The sequence below is a fragment of the Arthrobacter sp. B0316-1-20 genome (assembly GCF_059091865.1).
This window is the reverse complement of the sequence record NZ_JBNHHC010000020.1, coordinates 65,233-88,973: the sequence shown is the minus strand read 5'-3', so window position 1 is coordinate 88,973 and position 23,741 is coordinate 65,233. Positions and strand designations below refer to the sequence as shown.

Below are 23,741 nucleotides of genomic sequence, written 5' to 3'. Positions count from 1 at the left end.
TCAGCGGCAGCCGCAGCCGGCCAGCACGGTCGCCGCCCGGTCGGCGGCCACGCGCGCGGCGTCGGTCGAGCCTTTCAGTCCGTTGGCCACGAAGGCGAAAACCAGCAGGCGTCCGTCGGCGCTGGCCACATAGCCGCTGAGCGACGTCACGGTGTTCAAGGTGCCGGTCTTGGCCCGGACCAGCCCGGCGCCGGCGGGGTTGTTTTCCAGGTAGCGCCCGGACAGGGTGCCGGTCAAGCCAGCGACCGGCAGGGAACCGATCCCGGCCCGCAGGTCCGCGTCCTCGGAGGAGGCCATCAGCCTGACCGCCGCGGCCAGCTGGGCAGGACTGACCCGGTTGTCCATGGACAGCCCGCTGGCATCGGCGAGCACCATGCCCTCCACGGGAATGCCCGCAAGGCCCGCCGCCTCGCGGATGGCTTCGGTGCCGCCCGCGAAGGAGCCGGGCTTGCCCGCCGCCACGGCCGTGTTGCGCGCGAGGACCTCCGCCACGTAGTTGTCCGAATGCTGCATCATGTAGGCCACCTGGTCGGCCACCGGCGCGGAATCCGCCTCGGCCAACACGTCCGCGTCAGCCGGTGCCGCTTCCCGTGCCACCGCGGCCTTCACCGTGAGTCCCTGCCCGGCCACGGCTTCGGCCAGCGCGTCGCGGAACGCCGCCCCGGCCAGCGCGGCGGCGTCGGCCACCAGGTCGCCGCCGCCGTCGGCCTGTTCCCGCCCGGCGTACAGGGCGAGCGGGTATACGGCGGAAATTTCGCCGTTCTTCACGTCGCCCGGGTCCCAGGCGGCGCTGATGACGGCCCCGGAGTAGAGGGAATCGTCCACCGCCACCGAGAGTTCACCGGTGTACCCGTCGGCGGCCAGCTGACCGGCCGCTTCGGCTGCCAGCGTTGCCAGCCCGGCTTCGCCCCAGACCGCGCCGGGCTTGGATTCCCCGGCCCCCAGCAAGGCATCCCCGCCGCCGACCAGGTAGACCACGCCCGGCGTGCCGCCGCGCTTGACCGAGGTAGTGAACCGGTGGCCGGCACCGATGGTGTCCAGGGCGGCGACGGCGGTCAGCAGCTTCAGGTTGGATGCCGGCACCAGCGGCTCGCCGGCTGCCTCGTCGTACAGCACGTCGCCGCTGGCCGCGTCGGTGACGATCCCCGTGAACCCGCCGGCGCCGTCGAACGCCAAGGCCCGGTCCAGGGCCGCATCCAGCACGGCCGGATCCGGCACCGGCGCCTCGCCGGCCGGCTTGAGCGGCTGCGGCTCCGCCAGCTCGGTGGGCGGCAATTGCGCCGCAGGGGTGCTGATAACCGGCTCCGGCTCCGGCCAATCGATGGCCTGGCCGAGGTTCAGGGCGGCGGGCACGGCCAGCACGGCGAAGACGACTGCCAGCAGCCCGGAGGTGAGCACGCGGAAGCCACGCCCCATGCTGCCCCTCCTGAGGATCTTGAAGTGTTGGGAACGCCCCGCGCCAACCCCGATGCCGGTACGGAAGGGCAAGACCTATATCGTTAAGCGTAGTCCGGCGCCGGGCCACGGCCGTGCATCGGCGGCGCCGAAGCCAATTTTCCGAACGTCTCCAAGGAGCGAAGCCATGCAGCATGACGTCACCATCGAGATCCCCAAGGGTTCGCGCGTCAAGTACGAAATCGACCATGAGACCCACCGCCTCCGCCTGGACCGGGTGCTGTTCACGTCCATGCAGTACCCCACCCACTACGGCTTCTTCGAGGACACGCTGGGCGAAGACGGCGATCCGCTGGACGCGATGGTCATGCTGCAGGACTACGACCTGCTGCCCGGTGTCGTCGTCGAATCCCGCCCCATCGCCGTCTTCAACATGACCGACGACGGCGGCGGCGACGCCAAGGTGCTGTGCGTTCCGGCCGACAAGCGCTTCGACCACATCCAGGAGCTGTCCGACGTGCCGGAGTTCCTCGTCAAGGAAATCGAGCACTTCTTCACCCGCTACAAGGACCTGGAGCCTGGCAAGTGGGTCAAGGCCGAGGGCTGGGCCGACCGCGCCGCCGCCGAGGCCGAACTGGAAGCCTCCATCCGGCGCTTCGCCGCCCAGGGCTAAGGCCAACCGGCGACGAACGGCCGGGCAGCCACGCCCGGCCTGAACCGAGCCTTGCCGCCCGAAACCGGCAGGAACAGCGACGGCGGTCCGGACCTTTCAGGTCCGGGCCGCTTTTGCCTTCCCCGGGGCGACCGGCGGCAGGACACACCCGCCAACCGGAATCGGTTGTTCCTGCCCGGACGGGCGCAATACTGGTGCCATGTACGTGCTCACCATCAACCAGCGCGATTCCCGCGAGGCGGGCGACCAGGTGCCCGCCCTGATCAGGTCGCTGCGCCACCTGCCCGCGGCGATCCCCTTTCAGCGGTCTGTCGGCGACGAAGCGATCGGCGCGGTCGAGAAGCCGTCCACGGCCATCGACGCGGCCCTGATCGCGCTGCGCGGCCGGCGCTGGCATGTGGGAATCGGCGTGGGCGAACTGCGGCCGCCGCTTCCGGAGGACATCAAGGACGCCGAAGGGCACGGCCTGGTCTACGCACGGCGCGCGGTGAACCGGGCCCGGAAAACCGGCGAGCGCGTTCCGCTGGCCGTGTCCGGGCCCGATGCTGAGGTCGCCGCGGAAGCAGAAGCCGTGCTGCGGCTCATCGGCCAAATCGTCGCCACTCGCACCGACGCGGAGTGGAAGGTGCTCGACCTGATGACGCCGGGAGCGCGCGGCCAGCAAAAGTACGTTGCAGAAGAACTGGGCATCACCAGCCAGGCCGTGAGCAAGGCGGTGGTCCGCTCGCACTGGGTGGAGGAGTGGGACTGCCGTCCGGCCGCCGCCCGGCTGCTGGACCTTGTCCACGGGCCCGCCTCCCCGGCCGCCGTCGCCCCGCCGCGCTGACGGCCCCGGAAGCTACGGCAATACCGGCGGGCGGCGTCTAGACTCCGAGGGAGACGGCGCCCGCCTCCGCCCGCGGGTCAACGACAAAAGGAGTGTTCAATATGGTTCCGGAGATCAACATTTGGGCGGTCATCGTGGCCACCCTTTCGACCCTGATCGTCGGATCTGTCTGGTACACGCCGAAGGTCTTCGGCAACTACTGGATGAGGGTCGCCAACGTCAGCCCCGGCGACGGCAAAAGCGCCGTACGCCCGATCATCATCACGGTGATCGTCAGCCTGATCAGCGCGTGGGTGCTGGCGGGTTCGGCGGCCATCGCGCAGGATTTCTACGGCGGCAACTTCCTGTGGAACACGGTGCTGACCGCCATCATCCTCTGGGCCGGCTTCACCGCCGCCCGCTTCGCCACGCACGATGCCTTCGAGGGCCGACCGGTCGGACTGACCGTCCTGAACATCGTGCACGAACTCGTGACGTTCCTGGTCATGGCACTGGTCATCGGCCTCTTCGGGATCAGCGGAGCCTGAGAACCGCAGCCCCCACTATCGAGGCAGCCGGCGGCAACAGGTGTGCCCGGGATTCACCCGGGCACCTCCTCCGGGTGGATCAGACGGGCACGCCTCAGTCCAGCAGGCTGCGCAGCACGACTGCTGCCCCGTCTTCCTCGACGGTTCCCGTGACCTCGTGGGCGACGGCCAGGACCTCCTCGGGCGCCTGTCCCATCGCGACGCCCCGGGCGGCCCAGTCCAGCATTTCGATGTCGTTGCGGCCATCGCCCATGGCGACGGTATGCGACGGCTCGACGTCCAGCTTCCGGCGCAGGGATTCCAGCGCGCTGGCCTTGGTCACGCCGTTGGCCGCGATGTCCAGCCACGCGGTCCAGCCCACCGAGTACGTCACGCCCTTGAGCCCCGCCGTGTCGATGGCTTCCTTGAACTCCTCGGGAGTGTTTTCGGCGCTGGAGACCACCACGCGCACGGCCGTGGACTCCAGCAGCGCCTCGAAGTCGACGCCCTTGGCCTCGATGCCGAAGCTGGCGTCCTGAAAGCGCTCCGTGGCCAGGAAATTGCCCTCTTCGTCCTCGAGCGCAAACTTGGCGGTGGGCAGCTTGGACCGCATCACCCGCAGGGCCGGTCCGGGGTTGAACGTCACCCGGTCGATCACCTCGTAGCCGTCCTCCAGCGACGTGTCGATCCGAAGGGTGACACCGCCGTTGGAGCAGACGGCGTACCCCTTGGTGACGCCGATCAGTTGGATGATCGGCAGCGTTGCATTCAGGGACCGTCCGGTGGAGACGACCACCTCGTGGCCGGCGTCGACGACGGCGCGCGCTGCTTCGCGCACGGCATCGCTCATGTGGCCGTCGTGGTTGACCAGGGTGCCGTCCACATCCAGCGCCACGAGTTTGCGGGACCCGTTCTCCACGAAGTTGTGGCGCCGGGCTTCGTTTTTATCGTTTGTCATATCTTTCGTAGCAATCCGCTGGTCGTCGATGCCAGCGTTAGCCTTGTCAGCTGTAGTTGTCATGTCCCTAGTCAAACATGGGCGGCAGACACGCGGGTAGGAAATTTTCTACGGGCGAATGAAGCGCCGGTGAATGCGGCCCCGCCGCGACGGCACCGCAGTGCCGCCGGCGGGGCGGAACGGCGAGCTAGGAGAGCACCGGAAGGACGTCCATGCCGCCCAGGTAGGGCCGCAGCGCGGCAGGCACATTCACGGAGCCGTCGGCGTTTTGGTGGTGCTCCAGGATGGCGACGATCCAGCGCGTGGTGGCAAGGGTCCCGTTCAGGGTGGCCACCGCCCTCGTGCCCTTCTTTTCGCCGTCCGCCGAAGCCTGGCGCTCACGGATGTTCAACCGGCGGGCCTGGAAGGTCGTGCAGTTGGAGGTGGACGTCAGCTCCCGGTAGGCCTCCTGGGTGGGCACCCAGGCCTCGCAGTCGAACTTGCGGGCCGCGCTCATGCCGAGGTCTCCCGCAGCGGTGTCGATCACCCGGTAGGGCAGTTCCACCTTGGCCAGCATTTCTTCTTCCCAGGCGAGCAGGCGGGCGTGCTCGTCGGCGGCCTCCTCGACCTGGCAGTAGATGAACATTTCCAGTTTGTTGAACTGGTGCACGCGGATGATGCCCCGGGTGTCCTTGCCGGCGGCCCCGGCCTCACGGCGGTAGCAGGAGCTCCAGCCGGCGTAGCGCGTCGGCCCGGCGGACAGGTCCAGGATCTCGTCCGCGTGGTAGCCCGCGAGCGCCACCTCCGAGGTGCCCGTGAGGTACAGGTTGTCCCGTTCCAGCCGGTAGATCTCGTCGTCGTGCTCCACATCGAAGCCGGTCCCCTGCATGGTTTCGGGGCGGACCAGGGTGGGGGTGATCATGGGGATGAAGCCGTTGGACACGGCCTGGTCCAGCGCCATGTTCATCAGGGCAATCTCCAGCCGGGCGCCCACGCCCTTGAGGAAGTAGAAGCGGGAGCCCGAAACCTTGGCCCCGCGTTCCATGTCGATGGCACCGATCAGCTCGCCGATGGCCAGGTGGTCCTTCGGCTCGAACCCGTCCCGGGCGAAGTCCCGGGGCTCGCCGACCGTCTTGAGCACCGTGAAGTCGTCCTCGCCGCCGGCGGGAACGCCGTCTTCGATCCGGTTGGGGATGCTGCGCAGCAGCGATTCCTGCTGGTTCCGGGCGGCATCCGACGCGGCCTGGGCTTCCTTGACCGATGCTGCCAACTCCTTGACCTGGGCCAGGAGCTCTGCCTTCTCCCCGCCCGTGGCCTGGGCCACCTTCTTGCCGAAGAGATTCTGTTCGGCGCGCAGTCCCTCGTAACGGTTGATCGCTTCCCGGCGGGCCGTATCGGCGGCGATCACGGCATCGACCACCGACTCGTCGGCGCCCCGGGCGCGTTGGGAGGCACGGAAAATCTCTGGATTGGCGCGGAGTTCGTTTACATCGATCACCTGCTAAGGGTACCGAAAAAGGCTTTCCGGCCTCGCTCCGCGCCCGCCGCAGCCGGTAGCGGGCCTCAATGGGCCAAAGCGGCGGGGCTGGATAGTCTATGACCAACATGACTGCCGAATGGATGCCCGCCCTCATCATCCTGCTAGCGGTGGCCGCCTTGGCGGTGGGATGGCCGGGCCTTCGCGGCATGCTGGGGCGCCGCCGGACAGCGGTGCCGGCCGCCCTTGCGCCTTCCCCGGGCCTGCCCGACCAGCGCGTGGTCTTCATCCTGAACCCGGCCAAGAACTCGGCCGACGAGGCCCGCCGCGAGGTGGAGGCAGCCTGCGCGGCGGCCGGTTGGAGCCCGCCCTTGGTGTTGGAAACCACGCCCGAGGACCCGGGCCACGGACAGGCCAGGCGGGCCATCGCCGAGCGTGCGGACGTGGTGATCGCCGGCGGCGGAGACGGCACGATCCGGGTGGTGGCCTCGGAATTGTCCGGCACCCAGGTGCCGATGGGGGTGCTGCCGCTGGGCACCGGCAACCTGCTGGCCCGCAATCTGGGTCTGGATCCGGCGGCCCTGCGGACCAACATCCATGTGGCGCTGCACGGGATCATCCGCAAGATCGACACCGCCGACATCATCTTGGAGAACGAGGCGACCGGCGAACGGTCGCAGGACAGCTTCCTGGTGATCGCCGGCATCGGCGTGGATGCGGATGTCTTGGCCGACACCCGCGACGACCTGAAGCGCCGGTTCGGCTGGATGGCCTATTCCGAAGCCGGCGTCCGCCACCTTGCCGGCCAGCGGGAGCGTGTCATGGTCAGCATCGACGATGGGCCCGCCCGTCCCCGCCGCGTCCGCAGCGTCCTGCTGGCCAACTGCGGGAAGTTGCCGGCGGGGATCGATTTCATCCCCACCGCGGAAATCGACGACGGCGAACTGGACATCGTGGTGCTCAGTCCGCGCAGCGCGATCGGCTGGTTGTGGATTGCCGCCAAGACGCTGGTGCGGCACAGCGCGCCGATTCCCGTGATCGAGTACCACCGCGGGCGGAAGGTCCGCATCACGGCGCACGAGCCGATGGGAAGCCAGCTCGACGGCGATCCCTCCGGGCCGGTCACGTCACTGACCGTCCAGGTCAGGCCGCGGTCGCTGGCGGTGCGCACCGAGTCGCTCCCCTCCGCCGGCAGCCACCAGGTGGCCGACTAGGGCCTGCCGCGCCCGGGCGGCCACCTGGGCCGGCGGCCGCCCGGAACGGAGGTGTTTACGTGTCGTCGCCCCCGGTGTTGAGCGGATCGTCGCTGGCATCGGCCCGGTCGGTGTTGTGCAGTTCCTCGCCCGGAACGTCGATGGGTTGTTCGTCTGCTTCGAGCGCCGGGACATCCGCATCCGGCTGCTGCAGGTCTTCGTCCCGGGGAACCGGGAATTCGCCGGCCGCCTGCTGGTCGATCAACTGCTGCTCCTCGGCGAAGCGCAGGTCGTTGCCCTGGTCCCCCAGGTCGCCCGCGCGGTTTTCACTCGGGGTCTGGTTGAGCGCCTCCACCGGCGTCGGCTCCCCATCCTGGTACTGGTCCCTGTCGTTCTGCTGCGTCATGGTGCTCCGATCCTTGGTTCGCAGGTGCGGTTTTCCTCAGCATACTGACCTTAACCGCGGGTCGACAGTCCGGCAGGGCCGGTCAGCGGGCCAACAGCAGGTCCTGCACCCAGCGGTCGGCCTCCCGGAACGCCTCGTCCTGGTTGCGGCGCGGAACAGTCAGTCCCCGGCGGTCGGCGCGCGGGTAGGAGCCCAAGAACCGGATGCCCGGGCTGATCCGGTGCAGCCCGCGGACGGCGTCGGCCACCCGCTCCTCGGCGAGGTGGCCTTCGGCATCGAGGCTGAAGAAATAATCTCCCAAAAACTGGCCGGTGGGGCGGGACTCGATCCGGCTCAGGTTCACGCCCCGGCTGGAAAATTGTTCCAGGATTGCCCCCAGCGCCCCCGGACGGTCCTGCGGCAGCGGGACCACCAGGGTGGTCTTGTCGGCGCCGGTCGGCGCGGGCAGGACACCGGGGCGGCTCACCAGAATGAACCGGGTGACGGCGTCCGGAATATCGCCGATATCCTCGGCGAGCACGCGCAGCCCTCGCTGCCTGGCCACCAGCGGCGAGCAGATCGCCGCCTCGTAGCCGGCCCCGGGCTCCAAGAGGCCCACCGCCGACGCCGCAGTCGACGACGCCGGCAGATATTCCGCCTGGGGAATGTTCGCGGCGGCCCAGGCACGGCATTGCGCCCAGGCATGCGGATGGGTGGACACCACCGCGACGTCGTCCGGCTCGGTTCCGGGCCGGACCGCCAGCACGAAGCGGATGGGCACGAGTTCCTCGCCGATGATGCGCAGCGGCTCGCCTCCCGCGATGGCATCCAGCGTGGCGCTGACGCCGCCCTCGACCGAGTTCTCGATCGGGACCATGGCCGCGCCGGCTTCGCCCGCGCGAACGGCGTCCACGGCGGCGTCGACACTCGCGGCCGGAATCCGGCGCGCGGCAGCCGCCCCGGGAACCTGGAGAAGGGCGGCCTCGGTGAAGGTTCCCTCCGGCCCCAGGAAGGTGTAGACGCCTGCCATTACTGGACCCGGGGCTCCTGCCCGTTCTCCGAGACGATCGGTTTGCCGGCATCCAGCCAGGCACCCATCCCGCCGTCGACGTTCACCGCCGAGTACCCGTTCCCGTTCAGCCATTCGGTGGCCCGGAAGGACCGACCGCCGCTGCGGCACACCACATGCAGGTCCACGTCGGGGTCCAGTTCCTCCAGGCGCAGCGGCAGCTCGTTGAGCGGGATGTGCACGGCGCCCGCAATGTGTCCGGCTTCCCATTCATAGTCTTCGCGCACGTCCAGAATGGTGGCGTCGCCGCCGATGCTGTTGACATCCACATTCTCGATATCGCTCATGGCAACCTCCGTGATCCGCGGCGGGCCGTGCCGCCGCTGGTGAATTCCTGCTCCGGGCGCACCCGCGATTTGCCCCCTTTCCAAGCCTATAGTGGGATCGTCCGCCGCACCGTAATGAGACAGGGGCACCCATGGCCGCAGACCAGCCGACCATCCTTGCTACGTCCGGCGGAATCACGGCCGGCGTTCGCAGCCGGATCGCGTTCCACCACCTGGTGCACCACGCCGTCGAACTGGCGGGGCCCACGGGGCGGGCACCGAGGCTGGTCCACGTGGGCACCGCCGGCGGCGACCAGCGCTGGCTCCAGGCCGAGCTGGACGAGGCGGCCAGGGTTGCCGGTTACGGCCTGAGCCATCTGAACCTGTTCACCATGCCCAATGTGGCGGACATCGAGGAACACCTGCTGGGCCAGGATGTGGTGTGGGTTGGCGGCGGTTCGGTGGCGAACCTGCTGGCGGTGTGGCGGGTCCACGGCCTGGACGCCATTTTCAGGCGGGTCTGGCAGGCCGGCGTGGTGCTGGCAGGGGTCTCCGCCGGTTCCATCTGCTGGTTCCGCGGCGGCACTACCGACTCCTTCGGCCCCGAGCTGCGGCCGGTCACGAACGGGCTGGCGTTGCTGCCCTACGACAACGGCGTCCACTACGACTCGGAACCGCAGCGCCGGCCGTTGGTGCACCGGCTCGTGGCGGACGGCATCCTGGGCGAAACGCATTGCACCGACGACGGGGTCGGACTGGTCTACCGCGGCACCGAACTGGCCGAGGCGGTCAGCGAGACCGACGGGAAACTCGCCTACCGCGTGACAGCCCAGGCCGGGGACGGGCCCGACGCCATCGCGGTGGAGGAACCGATCGACACCAGGTTCCTCGGCTGACCCGGCGCGCGGATTAGCCCGCACCGCCGGGCGGGGCTACGCTTACGGGCGATGACTGCTTTGCATGACTTGACGGCCGTCGCCCAGCGCGACGCCGTGGCCCGCGGCGAACTGTCCGCCCTCGAACTGACGGAGCATTACCTCCAGCGCATCGATGCCCTGAATCCCAGGCTCGGCGCCTTCATCACCGTCACCGCCGACCAGGCGCTCAAGCAGGCACGCGCCGCGGACGACCACCAGGCACGCGGCGGGACCTTGGGCCGGCTGCACGGCCTGCCGGTGGCCTACAAGGACCTCACGGATGTGGCCGGCGTCCCGACCACCCACGGCAGCGCGGCCCTGGAGCACCGGCCCGCCCTGGCCAACCACCCCTTGGTGAACGTCCTCGAATCCGCCGGCAGCATCAGCCTCGGCAAGACCCAGGTCCCCGAATTCGGCCTGACCTCCTACAGCGAGAACCGTGTGGCGCCGCCGGCCCGCAACCCGCTGGACCCGGCGCTGAGTCCCGGCGGTTCCTCCGGCGGTAGCGCGGCCGCCGTGGCCGCCGGCCTGCTGCCCTTCGCCCCGGGTTCGGACGGCGGCGGCTCGGTCCGGATTCCGGCGGCCGCCACCGGGCTGGTGGGGTTGAAACCGGGGCGCGGCCGGCTCCCGGCCGGCAGCATCGGAGACGACCCGGGCCGGCTGGTGGTCGCCGGGCCCCTGGCCCGCACGGCGGCCGATGCCGGGCTGCTGATGGACGCCATGGCGGACGAGCAGCTGGCCCGCGCGGCCTTCCCGGGGGAACCCGGCTTCCTGGCCGCCGCGCTTCGCGCCGAAGGGCGCTTTCGGATCGGCATCAGCACCGACTCTCCGTTCGAGTCCGCCTACCCGCTGTCGCTGGAGCCGGAGGCGCGCGAGGCGTTGGATACCGCGGTGGAGCTGCTGCTGGGGATGGGCCACGCGCTCGACGAAGCGGAGATCCGCTACGACAACCGCTACCCGGAGGCGTTTGCCACGGTCTGGACCTCCGGCCTGGCCCGGCTGGAGGTCCAGGCCGGCCACGAACCGCAGCTCATGCCGCTCACCCGTTCCTTCCGCCGCCGCGCCCTGAAGCGCGGGCCGGAGGCGCTGCCGGACGCCTTGGCCACGCTGGCGCGTTTCCAGGACGACACCCGGGCACAGTTCGGCCGGTACGACCTGGTTCTGACGCCCGCGCTGGCCCAGACCCCCCGGCCGGTGGGCTGGTACACCTCCAACAGCGCAGACGTGGACTACATGCGCCAGTGCCAGTATTCGCCGTACACCTCGCTGGTCAATGTGTGCGGGCTGCCCGCGATCGCCGTTCCCGTCAGCACCACCGAGGAGGGCCTGTCCATGGGCGTCCAGCTGATCGGCAAGCCCGGATCGGAGGCCATGCTGCTGGCCGCCGCCGCGCAGCTGGAGGGCGTGCGATGAATCCTGCAACCCCGGCCTGACCTGCGGATTTGCATTAACACGCCGCCCGGCCACGGGCGCAGAATATGACATTTCATGTAGGGGACTGTCAGAATAGAACACCGTGAGCAATACCGTGCAGTCCGGGAATCCGCAGCCGGAAACAACAAAACAGTCCACCCAAACCGGCAAAACCTTCTTCGGGCATCCACGGATGCTGGCGAATCTTTTCTCCGTAGAACTCTGGGAGCGTTTCTCCTTCTACGGCATGCAGGGCATCCTGCTCTACTACATGTACTACTCGGTCGCCGAGGGCGGCCTGGGGATCGACGAGGGAATTGCCACCGGCCTGGTGGGCGCCTACGGCGGCGGCGTGTACCTCTCCTCGATCCTCGGCGCATGGGTGGCCGACCGCATCCTGGGGTCCGAAAAGGTCCTCTTCTACACCGGCATCATGGTCATGCTGGGCCACATCGCGCTGGCCCTGATCCCGGGTGGCGTCGGGCTGGCCATCGGCCTGATCCTGGTGGCCATCGGTTCCGGCGGCCTCAAGGCCACCGCCAGCTCGCTGGTCGGCTCGCTCTACAGCCTGAAGGACGACCGCCGCGACGCCGGCTTCTCCATCTTCTACATGGGCGTGAACATCGGCGGCCTCTTCGGCCCGCTGCTCACCGGCCTGGCCCAGGTGCAGCTTGGTTTCCACTACGGCTTCGGCCTGGCGGCGCTGGGCATGGCCATCGGCCTCACCCAGTACGCCCTGACCCGCAAGAACCTGCCCGAGGCCGCGCACCATGTGGCCAACCCGCTGCCGCGGGGCAACTACGGCAAGGTCGCCGCCGCGGCCGTGGCCGCCGTCGTCGTCATGGTGCTGCTGGTGGCCTTCGGCCTGGTGACCGCCTCGAACCTGGCCCCGATCATGGCCTGGCTGGCGATCATCGCCGCCGTGGTCTACTTCGTGGTGATCCTCTCCAGCAAGCAGGTCGACGCCGTGGAGCGCAAGCGCGTCTACGCCTTCATCCCGCTGTTCATCGCCTCCGCCGCGTTCTGGGCGCTGTTCCAGCAGCAGTTCACCGTGGTGGCCCTGTACGCGGACAAGCAGCTGGACCGCACGCTGGGCGGCTGGGAAATGCCGGCCAGCTGGGTGCAGTCCATCAACCCCGTCTTCATCATCATCTTCGCCGGCATCTTCGCTGCCCTGTGGACCAAGCTCGGCCCCAAGCAGCCCAGCTCGCCGCTGAAGTTCGCCCTGGGCCTGGTCGTGATGGGCCTGGCGTTCCTGGCGTTCATCCCGCTCACCGGCGGCGGCGCCAACTCCACCCCGCTGCTGGCCATGGTCGGAATCCTGTTCCTGTTCACCATGGCGGAATTGTTCCTCTCCCCGACCGGCTCCTCGGTGTCCACCAAGCTGGCGCCGAAGGCCTTCCAGACCCAGATGGTGGCGCTGTTCCTGCTCTCCATCTCGCTGGGCACCACGCTGGCGGGCATCCTGGCCGGCTACTACGACCCGGCGAATGAAGCCCCGTACTTCGGCTTCATCGGGGTGACGGCGATCATCCTCGGCGTCGGCCTGGCCGCGGCCGTGCCGTCCCTGAAGAAGCTGATGGGCGGCATCCGCTAGGACGGAACCTTAACGACGACGGCGATGCCCGGGCGGAGATTCACTCCCGCCCGGGCATCGCCGTCGTAAGGTGCCTTTTCCTCATCCGCCTTTCAGCTCCGGCCCTTTTGAGCGCTCAGCAGGGCCGGTGCTGAATAGTAGACGGGGGAAGCTGGTGAAGCCGACCAGCGACGTAGCGAGGCGCCGGACGGACCTACGCCCCGGCGAGGATGCCGATGAAGATCAGCAGGCACCAGATGCCGGTGACCGCGTAGCCCATGATCAGGCCGGCCAGCGCCATGCTGCGGCCGGCCGGTTCCTTCCCCAGCGCGATGTGGCCGAACACGATGGCCAGGACCTGCGGGACCAGCATGAAGCCGAACGTGACCACGGAGACGATGCCCAGCACCAGCGCCGCGATGCTCAGCCCCTTCGGCTCGACCTGCGGCGTGTAGTACATCGGCTGGTTGTAGTCCGGTCCGCCGTACGGCTGCTGCCCGGTATACGGCTGCGCGCCGGGGCCGGGCTGGTAGGAGTACGGGTTCCCCGCCTCGGGCAGCGCCGGCGGCTGCGGCAAGGCCTGGCCCGCATTGGGATCGGTGTACCACCCCGGATGCTTCGGGTCGTTAAAGGGCGGCCTGTTCTCCGTGCCGGACATACTGTTGATTCCCCCTGAGATTGATTCGCTGCTGCGCAGCTTCGGTGCTACCTACCAGTCTAGGCGCGCGGGAAGATCGGGAGCCTATCGGGCGGGATCCATAGTCCGCCACCGATCCGTGCTGATGGCGCCCGCCCGCCTCGTCAACGAAGGCGGGCGGCCGGGCATCAAGCCGGCCGCCCGCCCCCCGACTTCTCAGTGGTTAGCCGACCCCCTCAAGAATGTCCGTCTCGGTCTTGCCGATATTCCGAATGGCGTCGGGGCGCTTTTTGCTTAGCCACCTGTACCAAATCAACGCCGCAGCGATGGTGGCGAAGAACAGGTACGGGATGATGTTGAGCGGGAATGCCGGAACCGGATAGACGTTCGCATAGAAGACGAAAGTCATGTTGGCCACCGCAACTGTGGCGCAAACCCACACCAGTTTGTTTGGAATGCCTTCACGGCGGGTGTAGATGATGCAGGCCACCGCGACAAGCGAGTAGGCCACCATGTAGCCGTAGGTGCCGTAAGTGTCGACCCAGACGACAATGTCCATCGGATGCACCCGGGCGAGCAGCAGGATGATGTCCAGCAGAATGGCCGCCGGGCCAAAGACCAGCAGCACGCGGTGCGGGGTCAAGAACTTTTCGTGGGTACGGCCAAACCGTTCCGGAGCGACTCCCTCCTTGCCCATGACGTAAAAAATCCGACCGACGACGTTAAGCGGGGCCACGACGACGGCGAAGAAGGACGCGGCCACGCCAAAGGTCAGGACAGGTCCGAACCAAGCAGGCATTCCGATAGTGGTGGCGATCTCCTCCAAGGGGCTGGCGCTCGTGGCGAGTCCCTCACCGAGGACGACGACTTGGGTATAGGCGGAGAAAATGTACAGCACGCCCACAGCGGCGGCACTCCACATGATGGCGCGCGGAATGGCAACGTAGGGGTTCTTCGCCTCGCGGCCCAGGGCGTCGGCGGAAGAGAATCCGACGAAGCCCAGGATACCCAGCACCATGCCGACGGCTACGCCTTGGAAGCTGGCCCCGTCGAAGGTGAACTGAGCCGGATCAAACGCCCGCGGACCGGCCCATATCAATGCCAGCGCCAGCAGGATGAAGATGATGGCGACCGAGACCAGCTCGAGCACCAGCGAGACGCGGGCCGAGAGGCGAATCCCGCGAATGGTGAAGAGCGTGGCGAAGCCGCCCAGCACGATGGCAAGGACGATCTGTGTCACCACACCGGTCGCCGGGATACCGACCAGATTCAGGAACTGGTTGAAGTAGGACACGGCGCCGCCTAGGGAGCCTGCAGCAATGCCCCAGCAACCGATGAGCAGTGCAACGCCGGTCACATAGGCGCCAAAGGGGCCCAGGCTCTTCGAAACATAGGTATACAGCGAGCCGGCCGAAGCGTTGCGCTTGGCGAACTGGGATATACAGTAGCCGACCGAGAGGATCACGATGGTCGCGAGGGCGAACGAGAGGATAGTGCCGTTGCTCGCAGTGGTGTAGATTCCGGCCGCTGTGAACGCGATGACCGCGCTCGGTGCGATGTTGGCGATGGCTTGGGCGAAGAGCTCCGGAGTGCTCATCACTCCGCGACGCAGACCGGCGTCTTTGGGGCGGGTCTGTTTGAAAGTGGTTGTCATGATTCTCCTTGGAATCGTCAGGGGATGAGCAGGGTCCGCAAAGCGTTGCCGCTCTCCAGGTCCTCCAGGGCCTGAGGGGCCTCGGCGAGGGGGCGTCGGGACGAAACAAGCGGGTCCAGTTGGAGCAGGCCGTCCATGTAGCGGTCCACCAAGGCCGGGATGTCAATCGATGGACGGACGCTGCCATAGTTGGATCCGAGGATGCGCTGGTCTGCCTCGGCCAGCACCAGAGGCTCGAACGAGGCGCGAGCGCCCGTGGGCGGCAGCCCCACGATGACCGCCGCGCCGCCCAAGCCGAGCATCTCGATCGCTTGCTCGGTGGTGCCGGTCTGTCCGATGGCGTCGAAGGCGTAGTCCACCCCGTCCGGCACCAGCGCACGGAGTTGCTCGACGGCGTCGCCCTTCTTGACATGGATTTGATCCGTGGCACCCAACTGCATGGCCAGCGCGGTCTTCTCTTCGCGGACATCGATGGCGATGATGCGCTCGGCGCCGGCCAACTTGGCCCCTTGCACCACCGACAGCCCTACGCCGCCGCAGCCAATCACGACGACGGTAGAACCAGGCTCGACGGCCGCAGTATTGGTTACTGCGCCAACACCCGTAGCGACGGCGCAGCCCACCAGGGCGATAACGTCCAGCGGAGCATCGTCGCGCACCTTGATGGCACCCGACGCCGGCACCACTGCCTCCTCCGCGAAGGAGGAAACGCCAAGGTAGTGGTGGAGGGTCTCGCCATCCTTGGACAGCCGGGATGTGCCGTCATGGAGCACGCCCTTGGGTGCCACAAGCGTGGCGACGGCCTGGCAGCGGGCCTCGTGCCCGGACTTGCAGTAACGGCATTCATTGCACGGCGGCACCCAGGACAGCACCACGTGGTCGCCCATAGACAGACTGGTTACACCCTCCCCAATGGCGGTCACGACGCCCGACCCTTCGTGGCCCATGACCATGGGGACGGCCGCGTCCCACTCGCCCCGCTTCACATGCAGGTCGGAGTGGCAGACACCGGCCGCGGCGATCTTGACACGTACTTCCCCGGGGCCTGGATCGGCCAACTCGACGTCGGTGACCACGATGGGTGTCGCGGAATCGCGGAACACTGCAGCTTTCATGAAGGGCCTTTCTCAAGTTCGTCTCTTGCCAGCCTCGATCGTATTCATGTGAGATTGGACATATCATTGTGCAGATTGGAGCGCTGTCATCATTTGGGGCTCCATTTTGTACATTTGATGTATGTCTAGAACTGTCGAGGACGTTTGTCGCAAGTTGCAGGGGACCCCGGTGGAACCGGGGGATTGGGTCCGGCGCCGGGTGAATGCAGCCTTGCTCTACGCCGACCGGCCCGTGATTACCGCGGCGGATGCTGTGCAGATGGTTTTCGTGACCGCTGCCGAACTGGACGAGGTGGCGGCCAATCAGTCTTCGGTCGAGCTGTTTCGACAGGCTGTGTTGGCGGTATCGGGAGTCGACATTGCAGTGGCCCGCAGTCTGTCGGTCGACGGCCTGCGCCTGGTGACCTTCTCCGACAAGATTCCGTTAGAGACCCTCCGCGCCAACGCAGAAGCCGTGCTCGCCTCCAATGACGCAGCGGAGGCCCGGTTAATCTCCAACGGAACGGCAGTGCTGACTCAAGTGGCCCGACGGGGCGGCGCCGAAGCCGTGCTCGCGGAACTGGCCCATCGGTTGCAGGGCTGGGCGGTACTGCTGGACACGCATGGCAGGGCGATTGCCAGCGCGGGCGCCGGGGCGCTGCATATTGGTGACGCCATGGCCGTCGCACTTAACCGGCCGGTAAAAGTGCGACATCCGGGCATGCAGGTGCACTCTGTGGGATTGGGGCAGGACCTCCGGGCGCACCTAGTGGTGTCCTCTCGCTCGGGCGTGACCAGTCGCACCCGCGATTTGTCCACACACGCCGCTGCACTCATCGACTTGGTGCTGCGGACCCATGACCACACTGCGCTGGAGCGTCTGGGCCGGGAGGTGATGGTCGAAAACCTGACCAGCGGCCATCCCGGGCTGGCTACCGCCACCCTTAGACGCTGGGGGTACCGGGGTGACCGGCTCTGCGCTTTTGTGCTCTCCTCACGCTCACGGTCGGTGGTGCTGGAGCAGCTTGTGCTTCAGTGGCTGGACGAGCTGGGGTTGCCGCATCTGGTCAAGACCGACAAGGAGCGGCTCCATGGCTTCCTCGATCCGGACGCAAGAGACGCGTTCCTAGCCGGGATTGAAGCCGAGGTCTACAAAGACAACGTGCCCATCCGGTGCGGAGTAGGGCGACCGGCGGCGCTGGAGGACCTCGCGTCCAGCCTTAGCCAGGCTGGCAACGCGCACGAAGTAGCCGTTGCCGACGGCATGCCGTTCGTGCTTTACCAGCAATTGCCGACGGTGCAACTGCTGTTGGAGAGCATGGACCCCGTGTCCCTCATCGCTCTGCGCCGCCCTCTTGAACGTGTATATGCAGAGAGTCCGGATGCGGTCTCGCTGGTCGACACCGCCCGCATCTTCCTCACTGAGCATGGCTCCTGGCAAGCAGCAGCCCAGCGGCTGAACATCCACCGCCACACGCTGCGGAAACGAATTGAGCGCTTCGAGTTTCTTTCTGGTCTGTCCATGTCGAATCCAGATGACAGATTCACTTTATGGATGGCCTTGCGTGCAGACGTCGGTCCGGACGGGACCTAATTTTCCGGCCCATAGGTGTTGGCCAGCGCAAGGCCAAATACATTGCATTCTTGGCACGCCAACCGCTTGCTCCTGGCAGTCAGCGCGGGAAGTTCGGGGGGCCTATCGGGTCGGATCCGCCACCCGATCGCCACGGATCGATAGTTTTTTGGCATGCTGGAGGGATGGCAAACCGTGCGGGCACAGTGGCCCTTCCCAGCGACCTTGTTGACCTGACCGCGCTCCGCGACGCGTACTTCAACGTCAAGCCGGATCCGGCCGACCCGTCCCAGCGCGTGGTTTTCGGCACCTCAGGGCACCGCGGCTCCAGCCTGAAGGCATCCTTCAATGAGGACCACATCGCCGCCATCACGCAGGCGATCGTGGAGTACCGCGCCGGGCAGGGCATCGCCGGACCGCTGTTCGTCGGCAAAGACACGCATTCCCTCTCGGATCCGGCCCAGGACACCGCCCTCGAGGTGCTGGCCGGAAACGGTGTGGCAGTGCTGGTCGATTCCCGGACCGGGTGGACCCCGACGCCGGCGGTCAGCCACGCAATCCTCACCCATAACGCGGCCCATCCGGATGCCCAGGCCGACGGCATCGTGATCACCCCCTCGCACAACCCGCCCGGCGACGGGGGCTTCAAGTACAACCCGCCGCACGGCGGTCCGGCCGACTCGGATGCCACCGGGTGGATTGCCGCCCGCGCCAACGAACTGCTGGAGGCGGGCCTGCGCGGCGTCAAGCGGATCACGCTGGGACAGGCCCGGTTCTCCGGGTCCATCGGTACGTACGACTTCCTGGCCGCGTACGTGGACGACCTGCCGAAGGTGCTGGACCTGGACGCCATCCGTTCCGCCGGCGTGCGGATCGGTGCCGACCCGATGGGCGGAGCCTCGGTGGACTACTGGGCCGCCATCGCCGAGCGGCACCGGCTGGACCTGACCGTGGTCAATCCGGCGGTGGACCCGCAATGGGCGTTCATGACCCTGGACTGGGACGAGAAGATCCGGATGGACTGCTCGTCGCCGTCGGCAATGGCCTCGCTGATCAACGCCGTTCGCGGCGGCGGCGCCGCCTTCGACATCGCCACCAGCAACGACGCCGACGCGGACCGGCACGGAATCGTGACCCCTGATGCCGGGCTGATGAACCCGAACCACTACCTTGCCGTGGCCATCGACTATCTCTACAGGCACCGGCCGGACTGGCCGGCCGACGCGTCCGTGGGCAAGACGCTGGTGTCCTCCTCGATGATCGACCGGGTAGCGGCCAACTTGGGCCGGCAGCTGGTGGAAGTTCCCGTGGGCTTCAAGTGGTTCGTGCCCGGGCTGCTCTCCGGCGAAGGCGTCTTCGGCGGCGAGGAGTCGGCCGGCGCCTCCTTCGTGCGGTTCGACGGCAAGCCGTGGTCCACGGACAAGGACGGCATCCTGCTGGCGCTGCTGGCCTCCGAAATCGTGGCGGTGACCGGAAACTCGCCGTCGGAACTCTATGCGGGGCTGACCGAGAAGTTCGGGGCGCCGTCCTACGCACGGATTGACGCGGCGGCCACCCGGGAGCAGAAAGCCGCGCTGGCGAAACTCTCCGCCGCCGACGTGGCCGCCACCGAACTGGCCGGCGAGGCGATTACCGCCAAGCTGACCGAAGCGCCCGGCAACGGCGCCCCGATCGGCGGGCTGAAGGTCACCACCGACAACGCGTGGTTCGCGGCCCGGCCCTCTGGCACGGAAGACGTCTACAAGATCTACGCCGAATCCTTCCGCGGCCAGGACCATCTGCAGCAGGTGCAGGCAGAGGCGAAGGCAATCGTGGACGCCGTGATCGCCTGATCACCGCCTGACAACGGAGGCCGGGCCGTTCCCGCCCGGCCTCCGCGACCGGTCGGGCGAGCCGGCACGCCATTCCGGCGGTAGGATGTCCCCCGGACATTTTCCCGCTGACTCCCCCCTAAGAGGCCCACCATGAGCACGCCTGCAAAATCTTCCCCGTTCCGTTGGGCCCTGCATGGCGACGGCAAGAACATTTCACCGGGCACGGTAGTCGGACCCCAGGAGCGGCTCACCTGGCCGCGCACCATGGGCGTCGGGGCCCAGCACGTGGTCGCCATGTTCGGCGCCACCTTCCTGGTCCCGCTGCTGACCGGGTTCCCGCCGTCGACCACGCTGCTGTTCTCCGGCGTGGGCACCATTCTGTTTTTGATCATCACGGCAGGCAGGGTCCCCAGTTACCTGGGCTCCAGCTTCGCGTTCATCGCCCCGATCGGCGCCGCCATGAATCAGCACGGAATGGGCGGAGCGCTCGGCGGCCTCATCATGGCCGGTGCCTTGCTCTTCCTGGTCGGCGCGCTGGTGCACAAGGCCGGCACGCGCTGGATCAACGTGGTGATGCCGCCGGTGGTCACCGGCGCCATTGTTGCGCTGATCGGGCTCAACCTGGCGCCGGCCGCCAAGCAGAACTTCGAGAAGGGGCCCGTGACGGCGCTGGTCACCGTCGTCGCGATCCTGCTGGTCACGGTGTTGTTCCGCGGGCTGCTGGGCCGGTTGTCCATCCTGATAGGCGTGCTGGTCGGCTACGTGGTGGCCATCCTGCGGGGCGAGGTGGACTTCTCCAAGATCAATGACGCTGCCTGGATTGGTTTGCCCGAATTCCACGCGCCGGAATTCCACATCTCCCTGATCGGGCTGTTCCTCCCCGTCGTGTTGGTCCTGGTGGCAGAAAACATCGGCCACGTGAAGTCCGTGTCCGCGATGACCGGGCAGGATCTTGACCCCGTCACCGGCCGCGCGTTGATGGCAGACGGCCTGGCCACCATGCTGGCCGGCAGCGGCGGCGGCTCCGGCACCACCACCTACGCCGAGAACATCGGCGTGATGGCGGCCTCCAAGGTCTACTCCACCGCCGCATACTGGGTGGCCGGCATTGTCGCCATCCTGTTGAGTTTGCTCCCGAAGTTCGGTGCCGCCATCGCCACCGTCCCGGTCGGCGTCCTGGGCGGCGCCGGCGTCGTGCTCTACGGCATGATCGGCATTTTGGGGGTGCGGATCTGGGTCCAGAACCGGGTGAACTTCGCCAACCCCATCAACCTCTCCGTGGCAGGGGTGGCCCTGGTGATCGGCATCGCCAATTTCAAGTGGGCGATAGGCGAGCTGCAGTTCGAAGGCATCGCGCTGGGCTCGGCAGCGGCACTGCTGATTTTCCATGGCATGAGTGCGGTGGCCCGCTGGCGCCACACCGAGCCCGTGGATTCCGTGGAAGACGAGGGCGTCAGGCCGTCCAAGCTCGGCTGACCGCCGGGCGTGGCGGCCGCCTGGAGGCGAGGGCGTGCTCCGGGCCGCCGTGCCCTAGACCGCGGGGACATCGGAGGCTAGCGTTGCAGCCATCTCTCCCGCGGCGTCCGGCCCGGGACCTTCTCGAGGAGGAAAGCATGGCCAACCACGTCTACAACGTCACGGAGATTGTGGGTACGTCGCCCGACGGGATCGATGCCGCGGTCTCCAACGCCATCAACGAGGCCTCCAGGACACTGCGCAACCTCGACTGGTTCGAAGTGAAGTCCGTTCGCGGCCACCTTAGCGAAGGCAGGGTCGCCGACTGGCAGGTGACCATCAAGCTCGGTTTCCGGCACGAAAGCTGACCGACCCATGAGCCAGCCACGCGATGAATCCACAATGCCCGACGACGAGCATCTGCGCCACGACATCGGCGCCCCGGAGCCGGAGAACGACTCCGCCGCCACGTTCGACGGCGAGCACTTCACCTCCAGCCTGCTCAATGCGGGGCAGCGGGTACCGGGCCTGAGCCCGGACGGCGAATACCGCCAGAGCGAGGACCCGGAGCACGAGAACGAACCCGGACAGGACGGATTCGTTCCCCCCCTCCGCCCCCACCGGCGGATAGCAGGCGGGAACTCGGCACCGCGGCACCGCGAGACGCGGGTTCGTGCGGCGGGGCCCGCGCGGCCTTGCCCGAGCGACGCTTGGCTGGTGAGGCGACGCGTGGGCCATGAGCGGGGCATTAGCGTGGCCTGCACGCACGCTATATGATGGCTTCCTAAAGTAATGAACTCTAGGGAGCCCTCGTGAACCCATTTGCCGCTGCCGACGCCCCGCTGTACGAAGTCAAGGCCAACCTGTTCAAGGGACTGTCCCATCCGGTCAGGATCCGGGTGCTGGAACTGCTCGCGGACGCTCCCGAGGTAACCGTGACCGAGCTGATGAACGAGACGGGCCAAGAGGCCTCCAACCTGTCCCAGCACCTGTCCGTCTTGCGCCGGCACAACCTCGTCCTGGCCGAACGCCGGGGCGTGCAGGTCTTCTACCGCCTGGCGTACCCTCAGGTGGCCGACCTGCTGACCGTTGCCCGCAGCCTCCTGCAGCAGCTCCTGCACACCGCAACGCAGCAACTGGCCGGCTTCGGTGCGGCCGACAACAGCCCGACGGCATCAGCCCGGGACGCGGGCACCAAACCGGAACCGGCGCCATGAAGTCGGTGAGGGCTGCGGCCGCGCTGCTGCCCGGCAAGGCCGATTACGCGCAGCTGCCGCGCACCTGGCGGAACGACCTGGTGGCGGGCGTGACCGTGGGTATCGTCGCCCTGCCGCTGGCCTTGGCATTCGGTGTCAGTTCGGGTGCCGGCGCCGCGTCGGGATTGATCACCGCGATCGTCGCCGGCATCGTCGCTGCCGTTTTCGGTGGTTCCAACATCCAGGTGTCGGGACCCACCGGCGCCATGGTGGTGGTGCTTGCGCCGGTCATCGCGAGCCACGGGGTGTCGTCGCTCGCGCTGCTGACGCTCATGGCCGGCGTCATGGTGGCCGCCGCCGGTGTGCTGAAACTGGGCCGTGCCGTCAGCTTCATACCGTGGCCGGTCATCGAGGGCTTCACGCTGGGCATCGCCGTCATCATCTTCATACAGCAGGTGCCGGCCGCCTTCGGGACGGCACCGGGGCCCAGCTCCAACGCGGCCGTGTCGGCGGTCGAAGCCTTGAGCACGGCCTCGTTGGCGGGCTTGTTCTGGCCCGTCATCCTGGCGTTGATCGTGGCCGGCATCATGGTGGCCGCGCCGAAGATCAATCCACAGCTGCCCGGCTCCATCATCGGGATCATCGTCGCCACGCTTGTGGCCCAACTGATGAATCTGGACGTTGCACGGATCGGCGAACTACCCGGCTCCTTGCCGGCCCCTTCCCTGCCCGCCGTCGACCTGGCCCTAATGGGCGCACTGGCCGCGCCTGCCCTCACCATCGCAGCACTGGCTGCCATCGAGTCCCTGCTCTCGGCCCGGGTAGCCGCATCCATCTCCGACACGGGCCCGTACGACGCCGACCGGGAGCTGGTGGGCCAGGGCCTGGCCTCGGTTGCCTCCGGCTTCTTCGGTGGGATGCCTGCCACCGGGGCCATCGCCCGGACGGCAGTGAACATCCGCGCCGGCGGGCGGACCCGGGCCTCCGTCGTCGTGCATTCCTTGGTGCTGCTGGGCGTCGTGTACCTGGCGACCGGGCCCGTCTCGCAGATCCCGCTGGCGGCGCTGGCCGGCGTGCTGATGGTGACCGCCGTCCGCATGGTCTCGCTGAACACCTTGCGCAGCGTGTTCGGCTCCACGCGGGCGGACACCACGGTCTTCATCGTCACCGCGGTCGTCACGGTGTCCTTCGACCTGATCCAGGCCGTGGTGATCGGCATCGTCTTCGCCGGGTTCTTCGCGCTGAGGGCGTTGGGGAATTCCAGCGGCGTCCACCGGGAGGACATCCCCGGACCGGCCGCAGACGGCGACGAGCAGATCGCAGTCTTCCGACTCGACGGCGCCCTGTTCTTCGGCGTGGCCGACCGGGTGCTGGAGCGAGTCTCTTCCATCCGCAATGTGCAGGTGGTGATCATCCGGATGTCCCAGCTGCAGATTCTCGACGCGACCGGGGCCAAAGTCGTGGCCGACCTGGTCACGGCGCTGGAGCGCCGCGGCGTCACCGTGCTCATCAAGGGGATCCAAGAACGCCATGTGGAGTTGGCCCGCCGGGTCGGGGTCTTGGAGTCATTGCGCCACGACCGGCACCTGTTCGGCGACCTGGAAGCGGCGGTCGAGCATGCCCGCAGTCACGTACGGCGCAACGGCGAAGCCCGGCACGCACAACAGGCCTAAGGCGCACCATCA

The 23,741-nt window shown here is 67.7% G+C and carries 23 protein-coding genes; 14 read left to right on the top strand and 9 right to left on the bottom strand.

Annotated features, from left to right (window positions below; genetic code table 11):
* Complete coding sequence (gene dacB, locus AC5RW2_RS26900; RefSeq protein WP_494013379.1) at positions 1-1,416, bottom strand: D-alanyl-D-alanine carboxypeptidase/D-alanyl-D-alanine endopeptidase; 1,416 nt, start codon at positions 1,414-1,416, stop codon at positions 1-3.
* A gap of 166 nt (positions 1,417-1,582) precedes the next feature.
* On the opposite strand from dacB, the gene AC5RW2_RS26895 reads away from it, so the two are divergent.
* The 3 genes from AC5RW2_RS26895 (at position 1,583) to AC5RW2_RS26885 (ending at position 3,421) form a co-directional block, all read left to right on the top strand.
* Positions 1,583-2,068: an inorganic diphosphatase gene (locus AC5RW2_RS26895; RefSeq protein WP_494001923.1), complete on the top strand. Its 486-nt coding sequence runs from the start codon at positions 1,583-1,585 to the stop codon at positions 2,066-2,068.
* A 199-nt stretch (positions 2,069-2,267) separates the two neighbouring features.
* Positions 2,268-2,894, top strand: coding sequence for a hypothetical protein (locus AC5RW2_RS26890; RefSeq protein ID WP_494013380.1), 627 nt, complete (start codon positions 2,268-2,270; stop codon positions 2,892-2,894).
* A 101-nt stretch (positions 2,895-2,995) separates the two neighbouring features.
* Positions 2,996-3,421 carry a DUF1761 domain-containing protein gene (locus AC5RW2_RS26885; RefSeq protein ID WP_494001921.1) on the top strand — a complete coding sequence of 142 codons (426 nt, stop codon included), beginning with the start codon at positions 2,996-2,998 and terminating at the stop codon, positions 3,419-3,421.
* 94 nt (positions 3,422-3,515) lie between these two features.
* On the opposite strand, the gene AC5RW2_RS26880 is transcribed toward AC5RW2_RS26885, so the two are convergent.
* A complete protein-coding gene (locus tag AC5RW2_RS26880; RefSeq protein WP_494013381.1) occupies positions 3,516-4,358 on the bottom strand; it encodes an HAD family hydrolase in 843 nt (280 codons plus the stop codon).
* A gap of 187 nt (positions 4,359-4,545) precedes the next feature.
* A complete protein-coding gene (serS, locus tag AC5RW2_RS26875) occupies positions 4,546-5,835 on the bottom strand; it encodes a serine--tRNA ligase (protein ID WP_494001919.1) in 1,290 nt (429 codons plus the stop codon).
* 98 nt (positions 5,836-5,933) lie between these two features.
* Between serS and AC5RW2_RS26870 the strand changes: the two genes are divergently transcribed.
* The gene (locus AC5RW2_RS26870; RefSeq protein ID WP_494013382.1) at positions 5,934-7,028 is read left to right on the top strand and encodes a diacylglycerol/lipid kinase family protein; all 1,095 of its coding nucleotides are present in this window, start codon (positions 5,934-5,936) and stop codon (positions 7,026-7,028) included.
* 55 nt (positions 7,029-7,083) lie between these two features.
* Here AC5RW2_RS26870 and AC5RW2_RS26865 read toward each other — a convergent pair whose 3' ends face one another.
* From AC5RW2_RS26865 to AC5RW2_RS26855, 3 genes are all read right to left on the bottom strand, one after another.
* On the bottom strand, positions 7,084-7,413 hold the full coding sequence (locus AC5RW2_RS26865; protein WP_494013383.1) for a hypothetical protein: 330 nt from the start codon (positions 7,411-7,413) through the stop codon (positions 7,084-7,086).
* An 82-nt stretch (positions 7,414-7,495) separates the two neighbouring features.
* The gene (pheA, locus tag AC5RW2_RS26860; RefSeq protein ID WP_494074772.1) at positions 7,496-8,422 is read right to left on the bottom strand and encodes a prephenate dehydratase; all 927 of its coding nucleotides are present in this window, start codon (positions 8,420-8,422) and stop codon (positions 7,496-7,498) included.
* Positions 8,422-8,748 carry a rhodanese-like domain-containing protein gene (locus AC5RW2_RS26855; RefSeq protein ID WP_494001915.1) on the bottom strand — a complete coding sequence of 109 codons (327 nt, stop codon included), beginning with the start codon at positions 8,746-8,748 and terminating at the stop codon, positions 8,422-8,424. Before AC5RW2_RS26855 ends, pheA begins: the two co-directional genes overlap by 1 nt.
* 131 nt (positions 8,749-8,879) lie before the next feature.
* On the opposite strand from AC5RW2_RS26855, the gene AC5RW2_RS26850 reads away from it, so the two are divergent.
* The 3 genes from AC5RW2_RS26850 (at position 8,880) to AC5RW2_RS26840 (ending at position 12,654) form a co-directional block, all read left to right on the top strand.
* On the top strand, positions 8,880-9,623 hold the full coding sequence (locus tag AC5RW2_RS26850) for a Type 1 glutamine amidotransferase-like domain-containing protein (protein ID WP_494023934.1): 744 nt from the start codon (positions 8,880-8,882) through the stop codon (positions 9,621-9,623).
* Between the two features lie 51 nt (positions 9,624-9,674).
* Positions 9,675-11,057 (top strand): amidase, encoded by a 1,383-nt coding sequence (locus AC5RW2_RS26845; RefSeq protein ID WP_494074771.1) that lies wholly within the window; start codon positions 9,675-9,677, stop codon positions 11,055-11,057.
* Positions 11,058-11,160: 103 nt separating this feature from the next.
* Positions 11,161-12,654, top strand: a complete 1,494-nt coding sequence (locus tag AC5RW2_RS26840) for a peptide MFS transporter (RefSeq protein WP_494013387.1) — start codon at positions 11,161-11,163, stop codon at positions 12,652-12,654.
* A gap of 193 nt (positions 12,655-12,847) precedes the next feature.
* Here AC5RW2_RS26840 and AC5RW2_RS26835 read toward each other — a convergent pair whose 3' ends face one another.
* From AC5RW2_RS26835 to AC5RW2_RS26825, 3 genes are all read right to left on the bottom strand, one after another.
* Positions 12,848-13,291 carry a DUF4190 domain-containing protein gene (locus AC5RW2_RS26835; RefSeq protein WP_494013388.1) on the bottom strand — a complete coding sequence of 148 codons (444 nt, stop codon included), beginning with the start codon at positions 13,289-13,291 and terminating at the stop codon, positions 12,848-12,850.
* A 202-nt stretch (positions 13,292-13,493) separates the two neighbouring features.
* Positions 13,494-14,924: an APC family permease gene (locus AC5RW2_RS26830; protein WP_494013389.1), complete on the bottom strand. Its 1,431-nt coding sequence runs from the start codon at positions 14,922-14,924 to the stop codon at positions 13,494-13,496.
* Positions 14,925-14,941: 17 nt separating this feature from the next.
* The gene (locus tag AC5RW2_RS26825) at positions 14,942-16,039 is read right to left on the bottom strand and encodes an alcohol dehydrogenase catalytic domain-containing protein (protein WP_494013390.1); all 1,098 of its coding nucleotides are present in this window, start codon (positions 16,037-16,039) and stop codon (positions 14,942-14,944) included.
* 211 nt (positions 16,040-16,250) lie between these two features.
* Between AC5RW2_RS26825 and AC5RW2_RS26820 the strand changes: the two genes are divergently transcribed.
* The 7 genes from AC5RW2_RS26820 (at position 16,251) to AC5RW2_RS26790 (ending at position 23,729) form a co-directional block, all read left to right on the top strand.
* Positions 16,251-17,612 (top strand): PucR family transcriptional regulator, encoded by a 1,362-nt coding sequence (locus AC5RW2_RS26820; protein WP_494074770.1) that lies wholly within the window; start codon positions 16,251-16,253, stop codon positions 17,610-17,612.
* A gap of 164 nt (positions 17,613-17,776) precedes the next feature.
* The gene (gene pgm / locus AC5RW2_RS26815; RefSeq protein ID WP_494074769.1) at positions 17,777-19,423 is read left to right on the top strand and encodes a phosphoglucomutase (alpha-D-glucose-1,6-bisphosphate-dependent); all 1,647 of its coding nucleotides are present in this window, start codon (positions 17,777-17,779) and stop codon (positions 19,421-19,423) included.
* Positions 19,424-19,555: 132 nt separating this feature from the next.
* Positions 19,556-20,881, top strand: coding sequence for a uracil-xanthine permease family protein (locus AC5RW2_RS26810; protein ID WP_494013393.1), 1,326 nt, complete (start codon positions 19,556-19,558; stop codon positions 20,879-20,881).
* 137 nt (positions 20,882-21,018) lie between these two features.
* Positions 21,019-21,228: a dodecin gene (locus tag AC5RW2_RS26805; protein WP_494013394.1), complete on the top strand. Its 210-nt coding sequence runs from the start codon at positions 21,019-21,021 to the stop codon at positions 21,226-21,228.
* 7 nt (positions 21,229-21,235) lie between these two features.
* Positions 21,236-21,637: a hypothetical protein gene (locus AC5RW2_RS26800; protein WP_494074768.1), complete on the top strand. Its 402-nt coding sequence runs from the start codon at positions 21,236-21,238 to the stop codon at positions 21,635-21,637.
* 35 nt (positions 21,638-21,672) lie between these two features.
* Positions 21,673-22,077, top strand: coding sequence for an ArsR/SmtB family transcription factor (locus tag AC5RW2_RS26795; protein WP_494013396.1), 405 nt, complete (start codon positions 21,673-21,675; stop codon positions 22,075-22,077).
* On the top strand, positions 22,074-23,729 hold the full coding sequence (locus AC5RW2_RS26790) for a SulP family inorganic anion transporter (RefSeq protein WP_494074767.1): 1,656 nt from the start codon (positions 22,074-22,076) through the stop codon (positions 23,727-23,729). The genes AC5RW2_RS26795 and AC5RW2_RS26790 overlap by 4 nt, the downstream gene beginning before the upstream one ends.
* The last annotated feature ends 12 nt before the right edge of the window (positions 23,730-23,741 follow it).

What these genes read in the sequence shown, in the direction of transcription:
- AC5RW2_RS26830 (WP_494013389.1), bottom strand. Translation starts at nt 14,924, where the DNA reads ATGACAACCACTTTCAAACAGACCCGCCCCAAAGACGCCGGTCTGCGT.
- AC5RW2_RS26835 (WP_494013388.1), bottom strand. Translation starts at nt 13,291, where the DNA reads ATGTCCGGCACGGAGAACAGGCCGCCCTTTAACGACCCGAAGCATCCG.
- AC5RW2_RS26885 (WP_494001921.1), top strand. Translation starts at nt 2,996, where the DNA reads ATGGTTCCGGAGATCAACATTTGGGCGGTCATCGTGGCCACCCTTTCG.
- AC5RW2_RS26870 (WP_494013382.1), top strand. Translation starts at nt 5,934, where the DNA reads ATGACCAACATGACTGCCGAATGGATGCCCGCCCTCATCATCCTGCTA.
- pheA (WP_494074772.1), bottom strand. Translation starts at nt 8,422, where the DNA reads ATGGCAGGCGTCTACACCTTCCTGGGGCCGGAGGGAACCTTCACCGAG.
- AC5RW2_RS26805 (WP_494013394.1), top strand. Translation starts at nt 21,019, where the DNA reads ATGGCCAACCACGTCTACAACGTCACGGAGATTGTGGGTACGTCGCCC.
- AC5RW2_RS26810 (WP_494013393.1), top strand. Translation starts at nt 19,556, where the DNA reads ATGAGCACGCCTGCAAAATCTTCCCCGTTCCGTTGGGCCCTGCATGGC.
- AC5RW2_RS26865 (WP_494013383.1), bottom strand. Translation starts at nt 7,413, where the DNA reads ATGACGCAGCAGAACGACAGGGACCAGTACCAGGATGGGGAGCCGACG.
- AC5RW2_RS26800 (WP_494074768.1), top strand. Translation starts at nt 21,236, where the DNA reads ATGAGCCAGCCACGCGATGAATCCACAATGCCCGACGACGAGCATCTG.
- dacB (WP_494013379.1), bottom strand. Translation starts at nt 1,416, where the DNA reads ATGGGGCGTGGCTTCCGCGTGCTCACCTCCGGGCTGCTGGCAGTCGTC.
- AC5RW2_RS26790 (WP_494074767.1), top strand. Translation starts at nt 22,074, where the DNA reads ATGAAGTCGGTGAGGGCTGCGGCCGCGCTGCTGCCCGGCAAGGCCGAT.
- AC5RW2_RS26890 (WP_494013380.1), top strand. Translation starts at nt 2,268, where the DNA reads ATGTACGTGCTCACCATCAACCAGCGCGATTCCCGCGAGGCGGGCGAC.
- AC5RW2_RS26895 (WP_494001923.1), top strand. Translation starts at nt 1,583, where the DNA reads ATGCAGCATGACGTCACCATCGAGATCCCCAAGGGTTCGCGCGTCAAG.
- pgm (WP_494074769.1), top strand. Translation starts at nt 17,777, where the DNA reads ATGGCAAACCGTGCGGGCACAGTGGCCCTTCCCAGCGACCTTGTTGAC.
- AC5RW2_RS26850 (WP_494023934.1), top strand. Translation starts at nt 8,880, where the DNA reads ATGGCCGCAGACCAGCCGACCATCCTTGCTACGTCCGGCGGAATCACG.
- AC5RW2_RS26825 (WP_494013390.1), bottom strand. Translation starts at nt 16,039, where the DNA reads ATGAAAGCTGCAGTGTTCCGCGATTCCGCGACACCCATCGTGGTCACC.
- AC5RW2_RS26880 (WP_494013381.1), bottom strand. Translation starts at nt 4,358, where the DNA reads ATGACAAACGATAAAAACGAAGCCCGGCGCCACAACTTCGTGGAGAAC.
- AC5RW2_RS26845 (WP_494074771.1), top strand. Translation starts at nt 9,675, where the DNA reads ATGACTGCTTTGCATGACTTGACGGCCGTCGCCCAGCGCGACGCCGTG.
- AC5RW2_RS26855 (WP_494001915.1), bottom strand. Translation starts at nt 8,748, where the DNA reads ATGAGCGATATCGAGAATGTGGATGTCAACAGCATCGGCGGCGACGCC.